Below are 17,387 nucleotides of genomic sequence, written 5' to 3' on the forward strand. Positions count from 1 at the left end.
TCCATTTTCAGTCAAAAATCGACTTTTTTCAATTCTATTCTTTGATTTCTAATATAGGTCTTATGCATGAAGTTAGACTGGCGTTTTGTTGTGGAATTGTAAAAAGAAAGTTTTACATTACGTTTACGTTTCTTGGGTTTGTATTTTACATTCAATGTTTACTATAAGTTTGTAAGTTAGTTCGACAGCCTGCTTGAAACTTCGAAACTAACAAAATGCAACATAAAATCAAAGGAGGACATGCTAACAATGTTTAAGTTCATGTCGAAAAAAGGAATCACATTTACACTTTCCGCAGTATTGATGATGGGGTCATTAGTAGGATGCGGCGCAAAAACAGATACAAACAGCGCTTCTTCCGCAACACCTGCTGCAACGACGGCTGCAACTGCTTCTGCTAAACCAAGCGATACTCCTAAAACAGAACTTTCCGGTACAGTAACAGCTTCCGGTTCCAGTGCATTGCTTCCTCTGGTTAAACAAGCTGCAACTGAATTCATGGAAAAGAACCCTAAAGTAACAATCAACGTTACTGCAGGCGGATCCGGTACAGGTATTAAAAACGTAGCTGACGGTACTTCCGATATCGGTAACTCCGACGTTGAGCCAGCAGCTGAGTTTAAAGATAAAGGTCTGGTTGACCACCAAGTAGCAATCGCTCCATTTGCTTTGATCGTAAACAAAGATGTAACTATCGATAACCTGACAAAACAACAAGCTTCCGATATCTACACTGGTAAAATTACAAACTGGAAAGATGTTGGCGGTAAAGATGCGAAAATCGTCCTGGTTCACCGTCCAGACAGCTCCGGTTCCCGTACACTAGTAAAACAAATCATTCTTGACAACAAAGAGTTCTCCAAAGAAGGTATCACACAAGAAAACAGCGGTGCGGTTAAAACTGCAGTTGCCGGTACTTCGAGCTCCATCGGTTATGTAGATACTCCTTATATCGACGATACTTTGAAAGCTCTGAAAATTGACGGTGTAGCATTCACTGAAGACAACATCAAAAACGGCACATACAAACTGTATGGCGTTGAGCACATGTACACGAAAGGTGAAGCTAAAGACCCAGCTAAAGCTTTCATCGACTACATCTCTTCCAAAGAATTCCAAGGCAAACAAGTTCGTGACCTGAAATTCTTGCCAGCTGATCTGCTTAAAAAATAATAAGCTCTCACATCTTAGGCCGCTGCATATTATGCAGTGGCCTTTGGCCGTTTAGACTGTCCGTGAAAAAAGTCGAAAATTTTACATAGCCTTAACAAATCGAAAATAGTGGTTTTACATTCATCACCTATTATTAAAGTATTGTTAATCTAGTAGAGGGGGATTACCCAATTGAGTACTACAGCAGACAAGCTAACGACAAACCCCAAAAAGGAGAAAAGTCGTCCGGTGATTACAAAGTGGACCCGTAAACAGCATAGACAGGACAGCATGATGAGATGGGTGTTTGTAGGTAGTGCGGCGCTTGTGTCGGCTATTATCTTCTCGATCATTGTCTTTGTAGGTATGCAGGGGTTAAAAACATTCCAGGGTGTCAGTCCGCTAGAATTTTTCTTTTCGACGGATTGGACGCCAGGCCAACAAAAGTTCGGCGCTTTTCCCTTCCTATATAGTACCCTTATGCTGACGCTTGTATCCGTCGTACTGTCCGTGCCTCTTGCCTTATCAGGCGCAATGTTTATGGCTAAAATTGCACCGAAGTGGATGCGTGAAATTCTTCGTCCGGCAACGGACTTGTTCGTTGGTATTCCGTCGGTTGTATACGGCCTGATCGGGATGACGGTGATCGTTCCAGCGCTAGGTAAAATCACTGGCGGCATCGGTTACGGTATTTTGCCTGCCGCGATTATTTTGGCGATTATGATTCTGCCAACGATTCTTTCCATCTCGGAAGACGCCATCCGATCGCTGCCAGTACGCTTGGAAGAAGCATCCCTTGCGCTCGGAGCGACAAGATGGCAGACGATGTGGCGCGTCCTTTTGCCAGCGGCTAGACCAGGGATTTTGACGGCGATTATTTTGGGTATGGGGCGTGCGATCGGGGAGACGATGGCCGTGTTCATGGTAATCGGGAACTCGCCGCAGATGCCAAAGTCGCTGCTGGATTCCACAACGGTGTTAACAACCGCGATTGTGAAAGATATGGGAAATACGAGCTACGGCTCGACATGGAATAATGCACTTTATATGATGGCGCTCTTGCTGCTGATCATTTCATTAGTATTGATTCTGATTATTCGTATCGTGGCCAAAAGGAGTGAAATTAAATGAGCAGTAAAACAACAGATCGCTTGGCCACCCTTTACTTCTGGGCATCGGGCATTCTTATTATCTTGATCTTGGCTTGGTTCATGATTCGTATTCTGGGTGAGGGACTTCCCCACTTGTCCTGGCACTTTATATTCGGCAAGCCGGAAGAAATTAAAGCTGGCGGCGGCGTGGGTCCGCAGTTATTTAACTCCTTCTACGTGCTGATTTTGTCCTTGATTATATCCATTCCTATCGGGGTATGTGCGGGTATTTATCTATCCATCTATGCTCAAAAGAACTGGTTCACCGATCTGGTGCGTATCTCTGTTGAAGCTTTATCTTCTGTACCTTCGATCGTATTCGGTCTATTCGGATTCTTGCTGTTCGCTAATTTGTTGGGCCTGAAATTCTCTATCCTGGGCGGCGCGGCGACTGTAGCCCTGCTCAACTTGCCGGTCATGGTGCGAGTCACGGAGGAAGCCATTCGTACGGTTCCAGAATCGTACTGGGAAGCCAGCCTTGCGCTTGGCTCAACCAAATGGCAGGCTATCCGCAAAGTGCTCATTCCTGCCGCTCTGCCTAACCTGATCACAGGGATCACGTTGATCGCCGGTCGTGCGCTAGGGGAATCTGCGATTCTGATCTATACCGCGGGACTATCCGTATCTCGTTTCTTCCCGGACTTCAACCCGCTCAAAATGGGTGAAACGTTATCGGTCCATTTATGGTATGTCGGTGCTGAAGCCTTGGTACCGGATGCCAAAGCGATTGCTCAAGGAAGCGCCGCGCTGTTGTTGATCGTCGTGTTGATTTTCAACATGCTGGTTGCCATTCCAAGCCGAATTTTACAAAAACGATTGTCCGGAGGTAAATAAATATGACAACGAACTTAGCAACAAAACATAAAATTAAAGCGGACAAATTAAATTTATTTTACGGCGAAAATCATGCGCTGCATGATATCGATTTGTCCATTGAACAAGGCACAATAGCTGCGTTGATCGGACCGTCCGGTTGCGGTAAGTCGACATTTCTTCGCACTTTGAACCGGATGAATGATTTGATTGACAGTGTACGCATTACAGGAAATGTGTCGGTAGACGGCCAAAACATCTACGGTACCGATTCCGATGTCGTATCGCTGCGCAAGCGTGTCGGCATGGTGTTCCAACGTCCAAACCCATTCCCGATGAGCATCTATGACAACATTGCTTACGGCCCACGCATTCATGGCACGAAGAAAAAAGCGGTGCTTGACGAAATCGTGGAACGCAGCTTGGTGCAAGCCGCTCTGTGGGATGAAGTTAAAGACCGTCTCCACAAATCCGCGCTTGGTCTGTCCGGCGGACAGCAGCAGCGTCTTTGTATCGCACGTTTGCTGGCTGTTGAGCCTGATGTTCTGTTGATGGATGAGCCGACATCCGCACTTGATCCGATTTCAACGTTGAAAGTCGAAGAGCTGACACAGACACTGAAAGATAAATATACGATTATCATTGTGACGCACAACATGCAACAAGCCGCAAGGATTTCGGATGTCACTTCTTTCTTCTTAAACGGTTATTTGGTGGAAACGGACAAAACGGACAAAATCTTTACGAACCCGAACGATCAGCGTACAGAAGACTACATCACAGGAAGATTTGGTTAATTCTAAGAGGGGGGGTAGACCGGAATGGATGCTAGACCAGGGTTTCATCAATCACTTTCATTATTGCAACAGGAATTGCTGGAGATGGGAAACAGCACGCAAAATTCAATCCGCGCAGCTGTGGAATCATTAGAGAAGCTGGATGAAAAAGCAGCTACTCAGGTGATTAAGAACGATGATCTGCTCGACGAATATTTGACGAAAATCGATGAGCTGTCCCTGCGCTTGATCGCGTTGCAGCAGCCAATGGCCAGCGATTTGCGGATTATCGGCACAGCGCTCAAAATTGCTATCGATTTGGAGCGGATCGCAGATCATGCTGTAGATATCGCGAAAATTACGATTCGTTTTGCCGGCGAGGAGCTGGTAAAGCCGCTTGAGATCATCCCGCAGATGGCGGAAATTGCCATTGAGATGCTGCAAGAAAGCTTGTTATCCTACACGGAACGTGATGTGCATCGCGCCGCGGCTCTTGCTGAGAAGGATGACCGCGTTGATAAGCTGTACAGCACAGTCATGCAAGAGATTATGGGCATGATGAGCTCAGACTACGTTCGTAACCGTCAACTCACACATTTGCTGTTCGTGGCGCATTATTTGGAGCGCGTTGCTGATCATGCGACGAATATTGGCGAAGGCGTCATTTACATGGTGACAGGCAAGCGCAAGGATTTGAATATTTAATAAAAAGCTGCACCCGGATGTCAGAGATGACTTGGGTGCAGCTTTTTTTGATGAAAATAGGTCTTTCACGAAGCGAGTTGACAAACTGCCGCTCTTCACCGGTAATGTTCTAAAGCGGGCAAATCCGCTCTAGGTGCGAGTGGGGCAGCTAAGGCGTAGGCTCTAAAGCGAGTAATCCGCCTTTTAGGAGCCCCGCAAACAGCCGACAAACCCGCTCTAGCGCGGAAAACCGCTTTAGGGCTGGCAGCCATAAAGCCCGCCGCCGCGGACATGAGACGCGCCCGCAGGGCCGTCTAGCGAGCCCCGCCACACGAGAGCGGCGCATTATATCACGCTGAGGGCATGCGCTGGTATTTGAAATCGGATCACAAAGGTTGTCCCCTGATGATCCGATTTGACATCGATCGTGGCGTGATGCCGCGCCGCGATGCTGTAACAAATCGCCAAGCCCAGGCCCGTGCCATGGTCTTTGGTGGTAAAGAAGGGCCGCCCGAGCTTCTCCAAGTGCTCCTCCGGAATGCCGGCGCCTTCATCGGAAATCGTGAGCAGGACTTGCTCACTGTCCAGATGTGTGGCAACGGTCAAATTGCCCCCGGTTTGCATGGACTCCAGACCATTCATGCACATATTCAAAATCAGCTGGCGAATCTCTTTGTCGTCCAGGCTTAATTCCGGGCAGTCCACCAGGAGAAATTGTACATGCTTCCCAGACATGACCGCTTCGGCCTGTATCAGCGGCTGGAGCGATTCGATAATGCGATTCAGGTGTTCGGACTGCTGATGGGTTCGTTTATTTTTGGCTAGTGATAAATATTCTGTAATAATGTCGTTGGCCCGGTCCAGCTCCTCCAGCATGATCTGAATGTATTCGCTTTCCAATCGGCGCTTGCCGTCGCGAAACAGCTGCAGGAACCCGCGGATCGTAGTCATCGGATTGCGAATTTCATGGGCGATCCCGGCGGCCATTTCGCCAACTAGATTTAATTGTGCCAGGCGGGCCATTTCCGATTCATAGCGTAAATTCTCGGTAATGTCGACGGCCACTAGCAGCAGACACTTCTCATCTTCGATATCTATAATCTCCGTCGATAACAGCGCGGTGCGGAATTCGCCGGATTTCATTTCGAATTTGACTTTGACATTATGCACAATCAGCTGGTCGCCCATGGGCTCGCTAGGTTCCATGCGGATCGAGTTACAGGTGCCGATCACTTCCTCCCCGTATCCCGTGCATTGCTTCCAGCTTTCGTTGATTTCGAGGTAGCTGAGATCCGACAAGCGGCGGATCGCCATCGGGCAAGGTGAAGAGACGAACAGCTTCTTGAAATGCTCCTGAGACTTCATCAGCTTCTCATGTGCATCGACCAGCTCCGAGGTGCGTTCTTCCACCCATTGCTCGAGCAGCAGGTTCTGCTCCTTAAGCTGAGCTTCAGCTCGCTCCAGCCGGCAGTTCGTTTCTTCCAGTTCAAGGGTACGTAATTGCAGCAGTTCTCGCTGGTTTCGGATTTCCTGATGATACCGATGCAGCTTGACGAAGGCGTCCACCTTCATCCGCAATAAGTCGGGATGCACAGGTTTGAACAAGTAATCGATCGAGCCGACATGGTAGCCTTTCAAAACGTGCTCAATCGATGTGCTGATTGCAGTCAGGAAAATGATCGGAATATCTTGGCAAGACTTGCGTTGTTTAATTAGTTCAACAGTTTCGTATCCGTTGATACCGGGCATTTGAACATCCATTAAAATGACAGCAATGGGATCGGGCGACTCTTTGAGCAAATATTTTAGGACTTCCTCGCCAGATTGCAGCGAAACAATCTCGTATTGAGGTGACGCCAAAATACTATTCAACGCCAGTAAGTTTTCATAGCGGTCGTCTACAGCCAAGATCTTGACTTGTTGTTCCATCTCCATTCCTTTCTGTGCTTGTCCCCAGCACTAGGCAAATCCCTTGTTTTCTTTTTCGGGAGAAAATAGCAATTCCCTCTTTTTCATAACGATTCTTTACACTCATTTTACATATAGTTAATAGAGGCTATATGAACGAATGGTACAATAGTACTATCAGTACAGTCAGTGAGGGATGATTGCAATTAACTTTCAACCAGAAATAACGGATGCATTGGAGCAATTTTCACAAATCATCAAAGACCAGTCGATTTATTCGGTCTATCAACCTATCATTTCCTTGCAGGATGGCCAAGTGTTCGGTTATGAAGCATTAACGCGCGGACCCAAAGGGAGCCCCTTTCATTCGCCGCTTGTCATGTTTCAATTTGCTGAACAGCAGGGTCAGCTGTATGCATTGGAGAAGCTCGCCCGTGAGAAGGCAGTCCAAGGCGCTAATCTTGACAATAAACAGCAGCTGCTTTTTATCAATATATCGTCACATGTGCTCTACGATCCGCAATTCATTCCGGGCAGAACGCAGGAGATCCTGCACAGGCACGGGCTGCGTCCTGAGAATGTCGTCTTCGAAATTACGGAACGGAGCTCGATTGAAGATTTTTCATTGGCCAAAAAAATATTGGAGCACTACCGAAAGCAAGGTTATCGGATAGCGATTGACGATGCCGGGGCAGGTTATTCTTCGCTTCAAGCTATTGCCGAGCTGCAGCCGGATTTTATTAAAATCGATCGTTCACTGATCGAGAACATACATATCAATAAAGTCAAAGAATATATTTTGGAGACATTCGTCACTTTTGCGAAAAAGATGAACATCTCCCTGATCGCAGAAGGCATTGAGCATGCCGACGAACTAATCAAACTGACGCGCCTTGGTGTTCACTACGCCCAAGGCTATTTGTTGGGCAGGCCCTCTGAGGGTCCGTCTACCGTAGATGAGAATCTGCGTATGCTCATATGGCAGCATCGGAAGATCGAGGGCGGCCATACATGGACCATCGGAGATTTGGCGACGCCAGTTCAGATATTTGACGTGAAGGCGTTTGTCTCGGAAGTTGCCGATTACTTCAAAAAAAATCAGGAGTCCTCGGGCGTCGTCATCGTGAATGATGATGTGCCTGTCGGCTTAATGATGCGGGACCGGTTGTTCCAGCAATTGGCGGGTCAATACGCCTTCTCGCTGTTCTGGAATCGGACGATCGACGGCATTATGGACAATGCGCCGTTGATTGTGGACGAATACATGGCGATCGAGCAAGTATCGCAGATGGCGACCTCGCGGTCCATTCATCGGCTTTATGATCTTGTCATCATTACGAGCAAGGGGAAAATGATTGGATCCGCGTCCATCCGAACGATATTGGAAAGCATTACGAATGTGAGAATGGAGTTTGCCCGCGTAGCCAATCCGTTAACGGGATTGCCGGGCAATTTGCAAATCAACAGGGAGATCAATAAGCGGATTCTGGAAAACAGTCCGTTTCACGTCGTTTATGCCGATTTGGACTACTTCAAATGGTTCAATGACCGGTTCGGTTTTCAGCGGGGGGATCAGCTCATTCAGTATACGGCGGATATTATGCAGCAGGCGATTACGGTGTGCGGCACTCCGCGCGATTTCGTCGGGCATGTAGGCGGTGATGATTTCATCGCGGTCTCATCGACCCAAGTGCCAGAGATGCTGTGCCAGGAAATGATCCGGCGGTTTGATCAGGGCGTACAGATGTTCTATGAAGGGGAAGAGTGGGATTACGTCAGGGACCGGACAGGCAATCCCGTGCAAAGCGCAGGCGTTTCGCTCTCGCTCTCGCTAGTCGTCTGCAGCTGCGAAACCCTGATTTCACTGGAACAAATTTCGCAGACAGCAGCGCTATTGAAAAAAAAGGCTAAGGCCCAACAAGGCAGTGTTTACCATATTAAAGGTGTTTGAGAGGCAAGAGATCAGAACGTATATTGAAGCTGCTTGAAAGAGCGGATGATGATCACTTTTTGCTTGCCGATTCTTCGCTCTGATATTTTTTTGACACTTCCTGGATGAATCCAGATTGCATCCATCCCGCACGACGTCGCGCCAACGACATCGTTGCGCCATGAATTGCCCACCATCACACTTTGGCTGCTCGTTGTACCCATCGTCTTCAAGGCTGTCTCGAAGATCGCCGGGTGCGGTTTGCGCGGCCCATCCTTCTCGGAGCTGAACAGCCGGTCCTGCTCAATCCAGGACGTGAGGCCCAGCTTCTGCAAGTTGCTCTGCAGTTTCTTGCGGTTGCCATTGCTAATAATGGCCAGCTCGTAATTCTTCGACAAAGCCTCCAGCGTGTCCTCAACGCCGGGGAAGAGCGCAACGTATTGGTCCTCTTGGGCTTCGACCTGTTCGAAGAACGAGCGGGTGAAAGCCGGATTCACGCTAACCGGATAGGGTTGAAGCGCCTTTCGCAAACAGAGGTGGCGCAGCTCATCGGGTGAAATGGGGCTCCGGATAGGCGCTTTTCGATGGCGGCTCCATTCCATTTTGTAACTCTGCAGCGCATTCTGGGCGGACCAGGAGTCATCGCTGTTATCCCATCGCGCGGTGTAATCGTTCATGACCTCCAAAAAAGCGGAATCAAAGCATTGCCGGCGATCCAGAATCGTATTATTCATATCGAAAAAGATGACCTTTTTGCGCATTGGTGAAAAAAAAGGGCTCATGGGTGATCCTCCTTCTGAAGACCGCTTTACCACTCCCTACATATTTATGTCAGCGTTCGTTTTTTTATTTTTATTTCGTATGCTATGATGAAGAGAGTATGTGAAAATCGGGGTGCGCCATTATGGATAAATTGATTATTATTGACGGAAATTCCATCGCCAATCGGGCGTTTTATGCTTTGCCGTTGCTCAGCAACTCGAGTGGACTGCATACGAATGCGGTATTCGGTTTTACGACCATGCTGCTTAAATTAATAGAAGAAGAAAAACCGACGCATTTTTTGGTCGCGTTTGACGCTGGCAAAGTTACGTTTAGGCATAAAGAATATACAGAATATAAAGGTGGAAGGGCGAAGACGCCGCCTGAACTGTCCGAGCAGTTTCCGCTGATTAAGGAGCTCTTGAAAGCGTTCCAAATTCCGCAGTTCGAGCTCAGCGGATACGAGGCTGACGATATTATCGGTACGCTGACCCGCATCGCCGATGAGAAAGGCGAGAACGTGCTGCTCGTTTCCGGGGATAAGGACATGCTGCAGCTTGCATCCGATCATGTAACGGTAGCGATCACACGCAAAGGGATTTCGGAAGTCGAACGATATAACCCTGCTGAAATTCAGGAGAAATATGGATTATCACCAAAGCAGATTATTGACCTTAAAGGTCTAATGGGCGATACATCGGACAATATTCCCGGCATTCCCGGCGTCGGCGAGAAGACGGCGCTCAAGCTGCTGCACGAATACGGCACAGTGGAGAATGTATTGGACAACGCGGCCAACCTGAAAGGCAAAATGAAGGAAAAGGTCGAGGAGCATGCGCAGTCTGCGCGCATGAGCAAAGAGCTGGCGACGATTTTCCGGGAAGTGCCGATGGAAACCGAATGGTCGTCTTTCGGCTATGGCGGTTATGATGGACAAGCTTTGGCCAGCATGTTCCGCAAGCTGGAATTCAAGTCCTTGCTGGAGAAGATGGACTTGGGGGCGTCAGTCGAGCCCAGCGAGCCCGTCCAGCCGTTGGATGTACAGATCGTCACGGAAGACGGCATAGATGCTTTGCTGGAAACGTTAGGCGACAGCGTGCCGATGCATGTGGAAATCGTCGGCGAGAATCCGCACCACTCTGAGATCGTCGGGCTGTCGTTTTACAACGAAGAGCACGCCAAGAGCCTATACGTGCCTTTTGCGCTGCTGCAGAGCGACGCGGGCGCGCCTCTGCGCGCTTGGCTAGAGGACGCTGCGAAGAAGAAGCAGCTGCTGGATCAGCACCGCGCTGAGCTGGCGCTGGCCTGGCAGGGAGTCCGCCTCCGCGGGGTGGACTTCGATGTGCAGCTGGCCGCTTATCTATTGGATCCGACGGACTCGGATCTTACGCTCAGCGGCCTCGCAGGCAAATACGGCCTGCCGGGCATCAAGGCCGATGAAGAGGTTTTCGGCAAGGGCGCGAAGTTCCGCTTGCCGGATGAAGCTGCGCTTAGCGAGCATCTGTGCCGCAAAGCGTACACGATCGCGCGCGCCGTGCCGGTGCTGCGCGTCGAGCTGGAGAAGGGCGAGATGCATCGCCTCTTCTATGAGCTGGAGCTGCCGCTGGCGGGCGTGCTGGCGGAGATGGAGCTGCGCGGCATCAAGATGGATGCCGCGGATCTCAAGGTGTTCGGCGAGGAGCTGGCCAAGCAGTTGGATGCGATTATGGTGCGAATCTATGAGCTCGCCGGCATGGAATTCAACATTAACTCGCCGAAGCAGCTCGGGGAGGTCCTGTTCGAGAAGCTGGGACTCCCGGCTTGGAAAAAAACGAAAACCGGCTACTCGACCGACGCCGAGGTGCTGGAGAAACTGGCCCCATATAACGAGGTGGTCGGCCAGATCTTGAACTACCGTCAGCTGGCGAAGCTGCAATCGACGTATGTGGAGGGGCTGCTCAAAGAGGTGCGGCCGGAGACTGGTAAGGTGCATACCTATTACCGTCAGACCATCGCCGCCACAGGCCGCCTCAGCAGCCAATATCCGAACCTCCAGAATATTCCAATTCGTCTGGAGGAGGGCCGCAAGATCCGCAAAGTGTTCGTTCCCTCCGAGCCCGGATGGTACATTCTCGCAGCGGATTACTCGCAAATCGAGCTGCGCGTGCTCGCGCACATCTCGCAGGATGAGAAGCTGAAGGAGGCATTCCTTCAGAATATGGACATCCACACGAAGACGGCGATGGACGTCTTCGGCGTTCCCGAGAGCCAGGTCGATTCCAATATGCGCCGCCAGGCGAAAGCGGTCAATTTCGGCATCGTGTACGGAATCAGCGAGTATGGTTTGTCGCAGAACTTGGACATTACCCGGAAGGAAGCGGGCGCTTTTATTGAGCAGTATTTTGCCGTGTTCCAAGGGGTTCGTAAATATATGGACGACATTGTCAAGGATGCCCGCAGAGACGGCTATGTGACGACGATGCTGCAGCGGCGCCGGTATTTGCCGGAAATTACGGCATCGAACTTCAACCTGCGCTCCTTCGCTGAGCGCACAGCGATGAACACGCCGATCCAGGGTACCGCAGCGGACATTATTAAGCTAGCCATGGTACAGATGGCTGAGCGCCTCAAGAGCGAGAACCTGAGAAGCCGTATGCTGCTCCAGGTGCATGACGAACTTGTGTTCGAGGTGCCGCAGGAGGAGCTGGAGACGATGAAGACACTCGTCCCGGAGGTGATGGCTTCGGCCTTGAAGCTGGACGTGCCGCTGCGGGCTGATGTCGATTACGGCTTGACTTGGTACGATGCGAAGTAAAGCAGGGGACCCCCTGCAAGTGATCTGTTTAACTGTAAAACAGGCATGATTTTTGCGTGTAAAGTGATCACGGGGCTTTCAATAAAATGATCTGCCTTTTTTGCAGGATCGGCCATCATCCGGAGATTGAACCGGCGAGGCATTCTCGCCGTCTATATTTTATTTTGTGAGGTGATTCGGGTGCCAGAACTACCTGAAGTCGAGACCGTCAAACGCACCTTGAATGCGCTGGTCACTGGAAAAACAATTGAACGGGTGCAGGTGCTGCTGCCCCGCATTATACAGAAGCCCGATGATATACATCTATTCGAAGCCCTGCTGCAAGGCCAAACGATTCAAACCATTGAACGCAGGGGTAAATTCCTGCGTTTTGTGCTGGATGACTACGTGATGGTCTCGCACTTGCGCATGGAAGGGCGATACGGAGTGTACCAAGGGGACGATCCGCTGGAGCTGCATTCGCATGTATTGTTCCGGTTTACCGATGGCACGGAGCTGAGGTACAAGGATGTCCGCCAGTTCGGAACGATGCATCTGTTCCCGAAGGGCGAGGAGTTGACTCAGCCTCCGCTGAGCAAGCTGGGGATCGAGCCGCTGGACGAAGCTTTTACGCTGGAAGCGTTCAAAAGCCTCATCGCCAAGCGTTCCACGAAGATCAAGCCGCTCCTGCTGAACCAGGCATATATCGTAGGTATCGGGAATATTTATGTAGACGAGTCGTTGTTCCTCGCCGGCATTCATCCCGAACGTGAAGCCTCGACGCTGAGCGGCAAGGAGCTTGCGGCACTGCATGAAGCAATTATCCGTACCCTCCGCGAATCCGTGGAGGTCGGCGGCTCGTCCGTCAAATCGTATGTTAACGGACAAGGCGAAATCGGCATGTTTCAGCATCAATTGAACATTTATGGACGTGAGTCTCAACCCTGCAAAACATGCGGCAGCGAGATTTATAAAACGGTTGTCGGTGGCAGAGGCACGCACATTTGTCCGAGCTGTCAACCGCTGAAGCCGAAGCGAGTGCGAAAGAAATCCGAGAATTAGGCACATGGAGCCCACCCTCCCCATATGATAAGGGAGTACTTACGAACAAAGTTTTCTCCCTTGAAAACTTGTAGGAGGGTTTTTATGCTTCCTGTAATTGCTTTGCTCATTCTCGCGTTTGCCGTTTCTTTGGACGGTTTCGGGGTCGGCGTGATGTACGGTTTGCGCAAAATACGCATTCCGCTTCTCTCCATCGGGATCATCTCGCTATGGTCCGGCATCATTATTTTTGCCTCGATGCAGATCGGTGTGTTGATGTCATCCTTTATGAGCCCTGTCGTGGCCAAACGAATTGGCGCTTTGATTCTGATTGGCATCGGAATCTGGGCGCTCGTGCAGATGAAGCAGCAAAAGGGTCAGGAATCCCCGGCGCAGGACGCTTCATCTGAGCTCGAAACCGGCGGCGTCGTTCATGTCGCAGGGGAAGGTGTTCTGCAGACGATGGATACGCTCCAGCGGACCAAAGAAATTCTCAGCATCGAATTGAAACGGTTCGGTCTCGTCATTCAAATCTTACGGACCCCGTCGATTGCCGACGTGGACCGATCGGGCAACATCTCCGCTTCGGAAGCGACGCTGCTGGGCTTAGCCTTATCGCTGGATGCCTTTGGCGCGGGGATCGGCGCAGCTCTGATCGGCTTCAAACCGCTGTTGACAGCCTCGGTTATCGCTTTAGCCAGCGGTACTTTCATCGCTATCGGCCTTCGGATCGGCTTCCGGTATGCTGAAATGAGCTGGATGAAGAAACTGTCGATTTTACCGGGATGTGTACTGATTTTAATGGGAATTATGAAAATGTTCTAAATCACGATAAGGAGCACCCTTACATGAATATCGGGTTAACAGGTGGAATTGCTTGCGGCAAGAGCACAGTGAGCCAAATGCTGGTGAGCCGCGGCGCCCTATTAGTGGATGCGGATCAAATCGCCCGCGACGTCGTTGAACCCGGCAGCCCTGTTCTGGAAAGGGTTGCTGCTCACTTCGGACAAGCTGTTCTGCAGGCGGACGGCGCCTTAAACCGTAAAAAACTGGGTGAAATTGTGTTTAAGAATCCGGATGCCCGCAAGGATCTGGAAAGCTTGCTCCATCCTCCGATCCGTGCGCGGATGCGTGAACAGATGGAGACGGCTGAGCGCGAACAGCCGCAGCGCTTGGTCGTGGTGGACGTCCCGTTGTTATATGAATCTGGCCTGCAATCCATGTTTCAGGAAGTGCTGGTTGTCTACGTCCCCCGGCATGTCCAGATCGAGCGATTGATGGAGCGGGACGGTATTTCGGAAAGCGCGGCGCTGGACAGGCTTAATGCCCAGATGTCCATAGAAGATAAGCGCACGCTTGCAGATTACGTCATCGATAATAGCGGAACAAAAGAACAAACAAGTCTTCTCATCGACCAATTCTGGTTAAGGAAGGGGCTTTCATGACTTTTTTTCGCAAGAAGCGGGTTTTTGCACTTCTGCTGATAGGTTTTATTTTAATTTTGTTCATGAACAGCACTTTTATAGGAAGAAAATTATATCCGATCTATTTCGAGCAGGAAATTCGACAAAGCGCGGCGAAACATGATATTGATCCTTTTTTGATTGCCGCTATTATCCGGGTTGAAACGAATTATCAGTATCATTTGGAATCGCATAAAGGCGCAATCGGCTTGATGCAGTTAATGCCGGATACGGCGGCATGGATTGTCGAAACAGCCAATATGGGAACGCTCACACAGGAAGATTTGCGCAATGCGGCAATCAACATTAATCTTGGCGCCTGGTATTTGAACTGGTTGACCCGCCATTATAACGGGAATCTGATTTATGCTATCGCCGCTTATAATGCTGGCCAGGGTAATGTGAATAAATGGAAGAGCAATGCGATTTGGGACGGTACCGTTGAGCAGATCAGCCAAATTCCATTTGGTGAGACCCGGCATTACGTTCAACGGGTTTTGTATTATTATGATAAGTACAAGAAGCTTTATACGGAGAGCTGGCAAGAGCAGGGGAAGACTTCGCTCATAAACAAAGAAGCATTGGACTTGCTCCTAAGCGGAGAACAACGTCCAATACTTCTTGTTCACAGGAAGCTAGTGGCTGTTCATCAAGTAATTACTTGAATTGACCTGCCAAAGATTGCTCTGCGATTTGTACCAGGCGACGAGTGATGTTACCACCGATAGAACCAGCATCACGAGTAGCCATGTTACCCATGTAGCCATCTTGTGGGATGGCGATACCGAGTTCTTGAGCTACCTCGTATTTTAGTTGATTCAACGCTGCGTTTGCTTGTGGAACAACTAATGTGTTGCTATTTTGTCCTGCGGCCATTGCTGTTCACCTCCTTGTCGTTGGTAATAGTATTATGTGCGATTTGTCAGCTCTCATAACAAGTAACATCTGGTAAAAGAGATTAGGAAGGAAAGGAGAGAAGAAAGCGAATGAAATGTCCGTTCTGCGACTATAACGGTACGAAAGTGCTTGATTCCCGATCCGCAAACGAAAATAAATCGATCCGCCGGCGCCGCGAATGTGAGAAATGCGCCAGACGGTTCACGACGTTCGAGATGGTGGAAGAAACACCACTTATCGTGATTAAAAAGGATGGAAGCAGAGAAGAATTTAGTCGAGAGAAAATGATGCGTGGCTTGATTCGCGCCTGTGAGAAGCGGCCAGTATCCATGGAGCGGTTGGAGGCGATTGTCTCCGAAGTGGAGATGCAGCTTCGCAATACCGCACAAGCGGAAGTAGACAGCTTGGCCATTGGCGAGCTAGTCATGGAGCAGCTGTACCCGGTCGATGAAGTGGCGTACATTCGTTTTGCTTCTGTCTACCGGCAGTTTAAAGACATTAATATGTTCCTGAAGGAACTGACGCAAATTTTGGGCAAAGACGATGAAAAATAAGCCATTCAGCTTCGATGTTTTATATCGAGCTGGATGGTTTTTTTTCGCCGCTTGCGCGCGAGCCCAAATTAAATAATAATCCTTGCATTTTTTAATTTATGATGCTAATATTCAGGAATAAAATATTACTTATGTTTTGTAAGTGACCTTGACCTTAACCTTGATCGGACACTTGCTCCACATAAGTTATCATAATTGAACCTTCGGGGCAGGGTGAAATTCCCTACCGGCGGTGAGGATACATTCGTTGTATCTAAGCCCGCGACTCCCGGCTTGTTAAGAGCTGGGACTGACTTGGTGCAATTCCAAGGCCGACGGTTAAAGTCCGGATGGGAGAAGGTGAAAGCAGCTTGTTAAAAATGACCTTTTTAACAGGTCTGTTTGTCGATGCCCCCGTTAGATTTATGACGGGGGCATCGTTTCTTTCAGAAGGTTCAATTCAAAACACATTCTTAGGAGGTTTTTGAATTGGAGAACACCATGGAAATGCGAAGCAAGGAAATGAATTGGAAGCAGCCGAGCAAGTCGTCCCGGATCGCGGGAATCGGCGGCATTTGGTACGTAGCGCTGGGCGCGATGATGTGGGGGCTCGATCCGCTGTTCCGGATCCTGCTGCTGAAGACGTTCTCGTCCGCGCAGATTGTGTTCATCGAGCACCTGCTGCTTGCCTGCTATGCGCTGCCGGTCCTGATCAAATACCGGCGCACGCTGGCCGGTAAACTATCGCTGGCCGTCATCGGCGCGCTTCTGTTCATTTCGTGGGGCGGCTCCGCCGTCGCGACGATATTGTTTACAGCCGCTTTTGCACACGGCAATGCCAACGCCATTTTGCTGCTGCAGAAGCTACAGCCGCTGTTTGCCATTATTCTAGCCAGAGTCCTGCTCAAAGAAACTCTGCCATCCAAATTTTTCGCTTATATTATCGCTGCGCTTCTCGGCACTTATTTATTGACATTCGGATTTGCTGCACCGCAGCTGGGACTGCATGAACTGGGTACCCTCAGCTGTCTGTTCTCGATTTTGGCCGCTGCGCTATGGGGCGGATCGACGGTTATGGGCAAGTTTTTGCTGCAAAAAAAGCTGGATTTCCCCGTGGTGACGTCTTTACGGTTTTTAGTAGCCGTTCCGTTCTTGTTCGTCGTTCTGCTATCCAGCGGAAACCCGTGGCACCTGAACGGTGGAACGGGCAGCGTGGCGCTCATTGTTGTCAACCTGCTGTTCCAGGCATTTTTCCCAGGCTTAATCAGCATGCTGCTTTATTATAAAGGTTTAACGTCAACGAAGGCTTTCTACGCAACACTTGCTGAGTTAGCTTTCCCGGCAGTCGGAGTTCTGATCAATTGGCTCGTATTCCAGCAAGCGCTGACGCTCGGTCAATTGCTCGGCTTCGTCCTCATTTGGGGCACGCTGTGGCTCATGAGCCGTAGTAAATAAGCTTGACGATTGCTGCGCTGCAAGTTACCATATTACGTAATTACAAGGA

Annotated in this window: 16 protein-coding genes and 1 riboswitch; of the genes, 13 read left to right on the forward strand and 3 right to left on the reverse strand. The window is 49.7% G+C overall.

Translation table 11 applies throughout. The features are described from left to right. Positions 1–249: 249 nt before the first annotated feature. The 5 genes from O9139_RS13205 to phoU all read left to right on the forward strand — a co-directional run bounded on the left by O9139_RS13205 (position 250) and on the right by phoU (position 4,597). Positions 250–1,173: a phosphate ABC transporter substrate-binding protein gene (locus tag O9139_RS13205; RefSeq protein WP_270879949.1), complete on the forward strand. Its 924-nt coding sequence runs from the start codon at positions 250–252 to the stop codon at positions 1,171–1,173. A 270-nt stretch (positions 1,174–1,443) separates the two neighbouring features. After that, on the forward strand, positions 1,444–2,283 hold the full coding sequence (pstC, locus tag O9139_RS13210) for a phosphate ABC transporter permease subunit PstC (RefSeq protein WP_377526507.1): 840 nt from the start codon (positions 1,444–1,446) through the stop codon (positions 2,281–2,283). After that, positions 2,280–3,137, forward strand: coding sequence for a phosphate ABC transporter permease PstA (pstA, locus tag O9139_RS13215; RefSeq protein ID WP_270879951.1), 858 nt, complete (start codon positions 2,280–2,282; stop codon positions 3,135–3,137). Before pstC ends, pstA begins: the two co-directional genes overlap by 4 nt. 2 nt (positions 3,138–3,139) lie before the next feature. Further along, the gene (pstB, locus tag O9139_RS13220; RefSeq protein ID WP_270879952.1) at positions 3,140–3,913 is read left to right on the forward strand and encodes a phosphate ABC transporter ATP-binding protein PstB; all 774 of its coding nucleotides are present in this window, start codon (positions 3,140–3,142) and stop codon (positions 3,911–3,913) included. 24 nt (positions 3,914–3,937) lie between these two features. Further along, positions 3,938–4,597, forward strand: coding sequence for a phosphate signaling complex protein PhoU (gene phoU / locus O9139_RS13225; RefSeq protein ID WP_270879953.1), 660 nt, complete (start codon positions 3,938–3,940; stop codon positions 4,595–4,597). 324 nt (positions 4,598–4,921) lie between these two features. Here the strand turns inward: phoU and O9139_RS13230 are convergent, their stop codons facing one another. Next, the gene (locus O9139_RS13230; protein WP_270879954.1) at positions 4,922–6,505 is read right to left on the reverse strand and encodes an ATP-binding protein; all 1,584 of its coding nucleotides are present in this window, start codon (positions 6,503–6,505) and stop codon (positions 4,922–4,924) included. Between the two features lie 175 nt (positions 6,506–6,680). On the opposite strand from O9139_RS13230, the gene O9139_RS13235 reads away from it, so the two are divergent. Then, positions 6,681–8,435 carry a GGDEF domain-containing protein gene (locus O9139_RS13235; protein ID WP_270879955.1) on the forward strand — a complete coding sequence of 585 codons (1,755 nt, stop codon included), beginning with the start codon at positions 6,681–6,683 and terminating at the stop codon, positions 8,433–8,435. An 11-nt stretch (positions 8,436–8,446) separates the two neighbouring features. On the opposite strand, the gene O9139_RS13240 is transcribed toward O9139_RS13235, so the two are convergent. Beyond that, the gene (locus tag O9139_RS13240) at positions 8,447–9,196 is read right to left on the reverse strand and encodes an HAD family hydrolase (RefSeq protein WP_270879956.1); all 750 of its coding nucleotides are present in this window, start codon (positions 9,194–9,196) and stop codon (positions 8,447–8,449) included. 122 nt (positions 9,197–9,318) lie between these two features. Here O9139_RS13240 and polA point away from each other — a divergent pair, with 122 nt between their 5' ends. From polA to O9139_RS13265, 5 genes are all read left to right on the forward strand, one after another. Further along, the gene (polA, locus tag O9139_RS13245; RefSeq protein WP_270879957.1) at positions 9,319–11,970 is read left to right on the forward strand and encodes a DNA polymerase I; all 2,652 of its coding nucleotides are present in this window, start codon (positions 9,319–9,321) and stop codon (positions 11,968–11,970) included. 180 nt (positions 11,971–12,150) lie between these two features. Next, complete coding sequence (mutM, locus tag O9139_RS13250) at positions 12,151–13,011, forward strand: DNA-formamidopyrimidine glycosylase (protein WP_270879958.1); 861 nt, start codon at positions 12,151–12,153, stop codon at positions 13,009–13,011. A gap of 24 nt (positions 13,012–13,035) precedes the next feature. After that, positions 13,036–13,815 carry an MntP/YtaF family protein gene (locus O9139_RS13255; RefSeq protein ID WP_270879959.1) on the forward strand — a complete coding sequence of 260 codons (780 nt, stop codon included), beginning with the start codon at positions 13,036–13,038 and terminating at the stop codon, positions 13,813–13,815. 23 nt (positions 13,816–13,838) lie between these two features. Continuing rightward, positions 13,839–14,435, forward strand: coding sequence for a dephospho-CoA kinase (gene coaE, locus O9139_RS13260; RefSeq protein ID WP_270879960.1), 597 nt, complete (start codon positions 13,839–13,841; stop codon positions 14,433–14,435). Further along, positions 14,432–15,118 carry a lytic transglycosylase domain-containing protein gene (locus tag O9139_RS13265; RefSeq protein WP_333742624.1) on the forward strand — a complete coding sequence of 229 codons (687 nt, stop codon included), beginning with the start codon at positions 14,432–14,434 and terminating at the stop codon, positions 15,116–15,118. Before coaE ends, O9139_RS13265 begins: the two co-directional genes overlap by 4 nt. Here the strand turns inward: O9139_RS13265 and O9139_RS13270 are convergent. Beyond that, complete coding sequence (locus tag O9139_RS13270; RefSeq protein WP_270879961.1) at positions 15,111–15,329, reverse strand: alpha/beta-type small acid-soluble spore protein; 219 nt, start codon at positions 15,327–15,329, stop codon at positions 15,111–15,113. The two genes, O9139_RS13265 and O9139_RS13270, sit on opposite strands and share 8 nt — an antisense overlap. Positions 15,330–15,439: 110 nt before the next feature. On the opposite strand from O9139_RS13270, the gene nrdR reads away from it, so the two are divergent. Together nrdR and O9139_RS13280 are read left to right on the forward strand one after the other, a co-directional pair. Further along, complete coding sequence (nrdR, locus tag O9139_RS13275; protein WP_270879962.1) at positions 15,440–15,904, forward strand: transcriptional regulator NrdR; 465 nt, start codon at positions 15,440–15,442, stop codon at positions 15,902–15,904. Positions 15,905–16,099: 195 nt separating this feature from the next. After that, positions 16,100–16,249, forward strand: a riboswitch (FMN riboswitch). Between the two features lie 135 nt (positions 16,250–16,384). Then, a complete protein-coding gene (locus O9139_RS13280; RefSeq protein WP_377526505.1) occupies positions 16,385–17,338 on the forward strand; it encodes a DMT family transporter in 954 nt (317 codons plus the stop codon). Positions 17,339–17,387 lie beyond the last annotated feature (49 nt).

Origin of the sequence: Paenibacillus aestuarii, from assembly GCF_027789125.1 — a bacterium.
Taxonomy (GTDB): Bacteria; Bacillota; Bacilli; order Paenibacillales; family NBRC-103111; genus Paenibacillus_E; species Paenibacillus_E aestuarii.

Coding starts and splice junctions, on each gene's coding strand:
- phoU (WP_270879953.1), top strand. CDS start 3,938: ATGGATGCTAGACCAGGGTTTCATCAATCACTTTCATTATTGCAACAG.
- O9139_RS13280 (WP_377526505.1), top strand. CDS start 16,385: ATGGAAATGCGAAGCAAGGAAATGAATTGGAAGCAGCCGAGCAAGTCG.
- O9139_RS13205 (WP_270879949.1), top strand. CDS start 250: ATGTTTAAGTTCATGTCGAAAAAAGGAATCACATTTACACTTTCCGCA.
- O9139_RS13265 (WP_333742624.1), top strand. CDS start 14,432: ATGACTTTTTTTCGCAAGAAGCGGGTTTTTGCACTTCTGCTGATAGGT.
- O9139_RS13230 (WP_270879954.1), bottom strand. CDS start 6,505: ATGGAACAACAAGTCAAGATCTTGGCTGTAGACGACCGCTATGAAAAC.
- O9139_RS13270 (WP_270879961.1), bottom strand. CDS start 15,329: ATGGCCGCAGGACAAAATAGCAACACATTAGTTGTTCCACAAGCAAAC.
- O9139_RS13255 (WP_270879959.1), top strand. CDS start 13,036: ATGATAAGGGAGTACTTACGAACAAAGTTTTCTCCCTTGAAAACTTGT.
- coaE (WP_270879960.1), top strand. CDS start 13,839: ATGAATATCGGGTTAACAGGTGGAATTGCTTGCGGCAAGAGCACAGTG.
- pstA (WP_270879951.1), top strand. CDS start 2,280: ATGAGCAGTAAAACAACAGATCGCTTGGCCACCCTTTACTTCTGGGCA.
- O9139_RS13235 (WP_270879955.1), top strand. CDS start 6,681: ATGATTGCAATTAACTTTCAACCAGAAATAACGGATGCATTGGAGCAA.
- nrdR (WP_270879962.1), top strand. CDS start 15,440: ATGAAATGTCCGTTCTGCGACTATAACGGTACGAAAGTGCTTGATTCC.
- pstC (WP_377526507.1), top strand. CDS start 1,444: ATGATGAGATGGGTGTTTGTAGGTAGTGCGGCGCTTGTGTCGGCTATT.
- polA (WP_270879957.1), top strand. CDS start 9,319: ATGGATAAATTGATTATTATTGACGGAAATTCCATCGCCAATCGGGCG.
- pstB (WP_270879952.1), top strand. CDS start 3,140: ATGACAACGAACTTAGCAACAAAACATAAAATTAAAGCGGACAAATTA.
- O9139_RS13240 (WP_270879956.1), bottom strand. CDS start 9,196: ATGAGCCCTTTTTTTTCACCAATGCGCAAAAAGGTCATCTTTTTCGAT.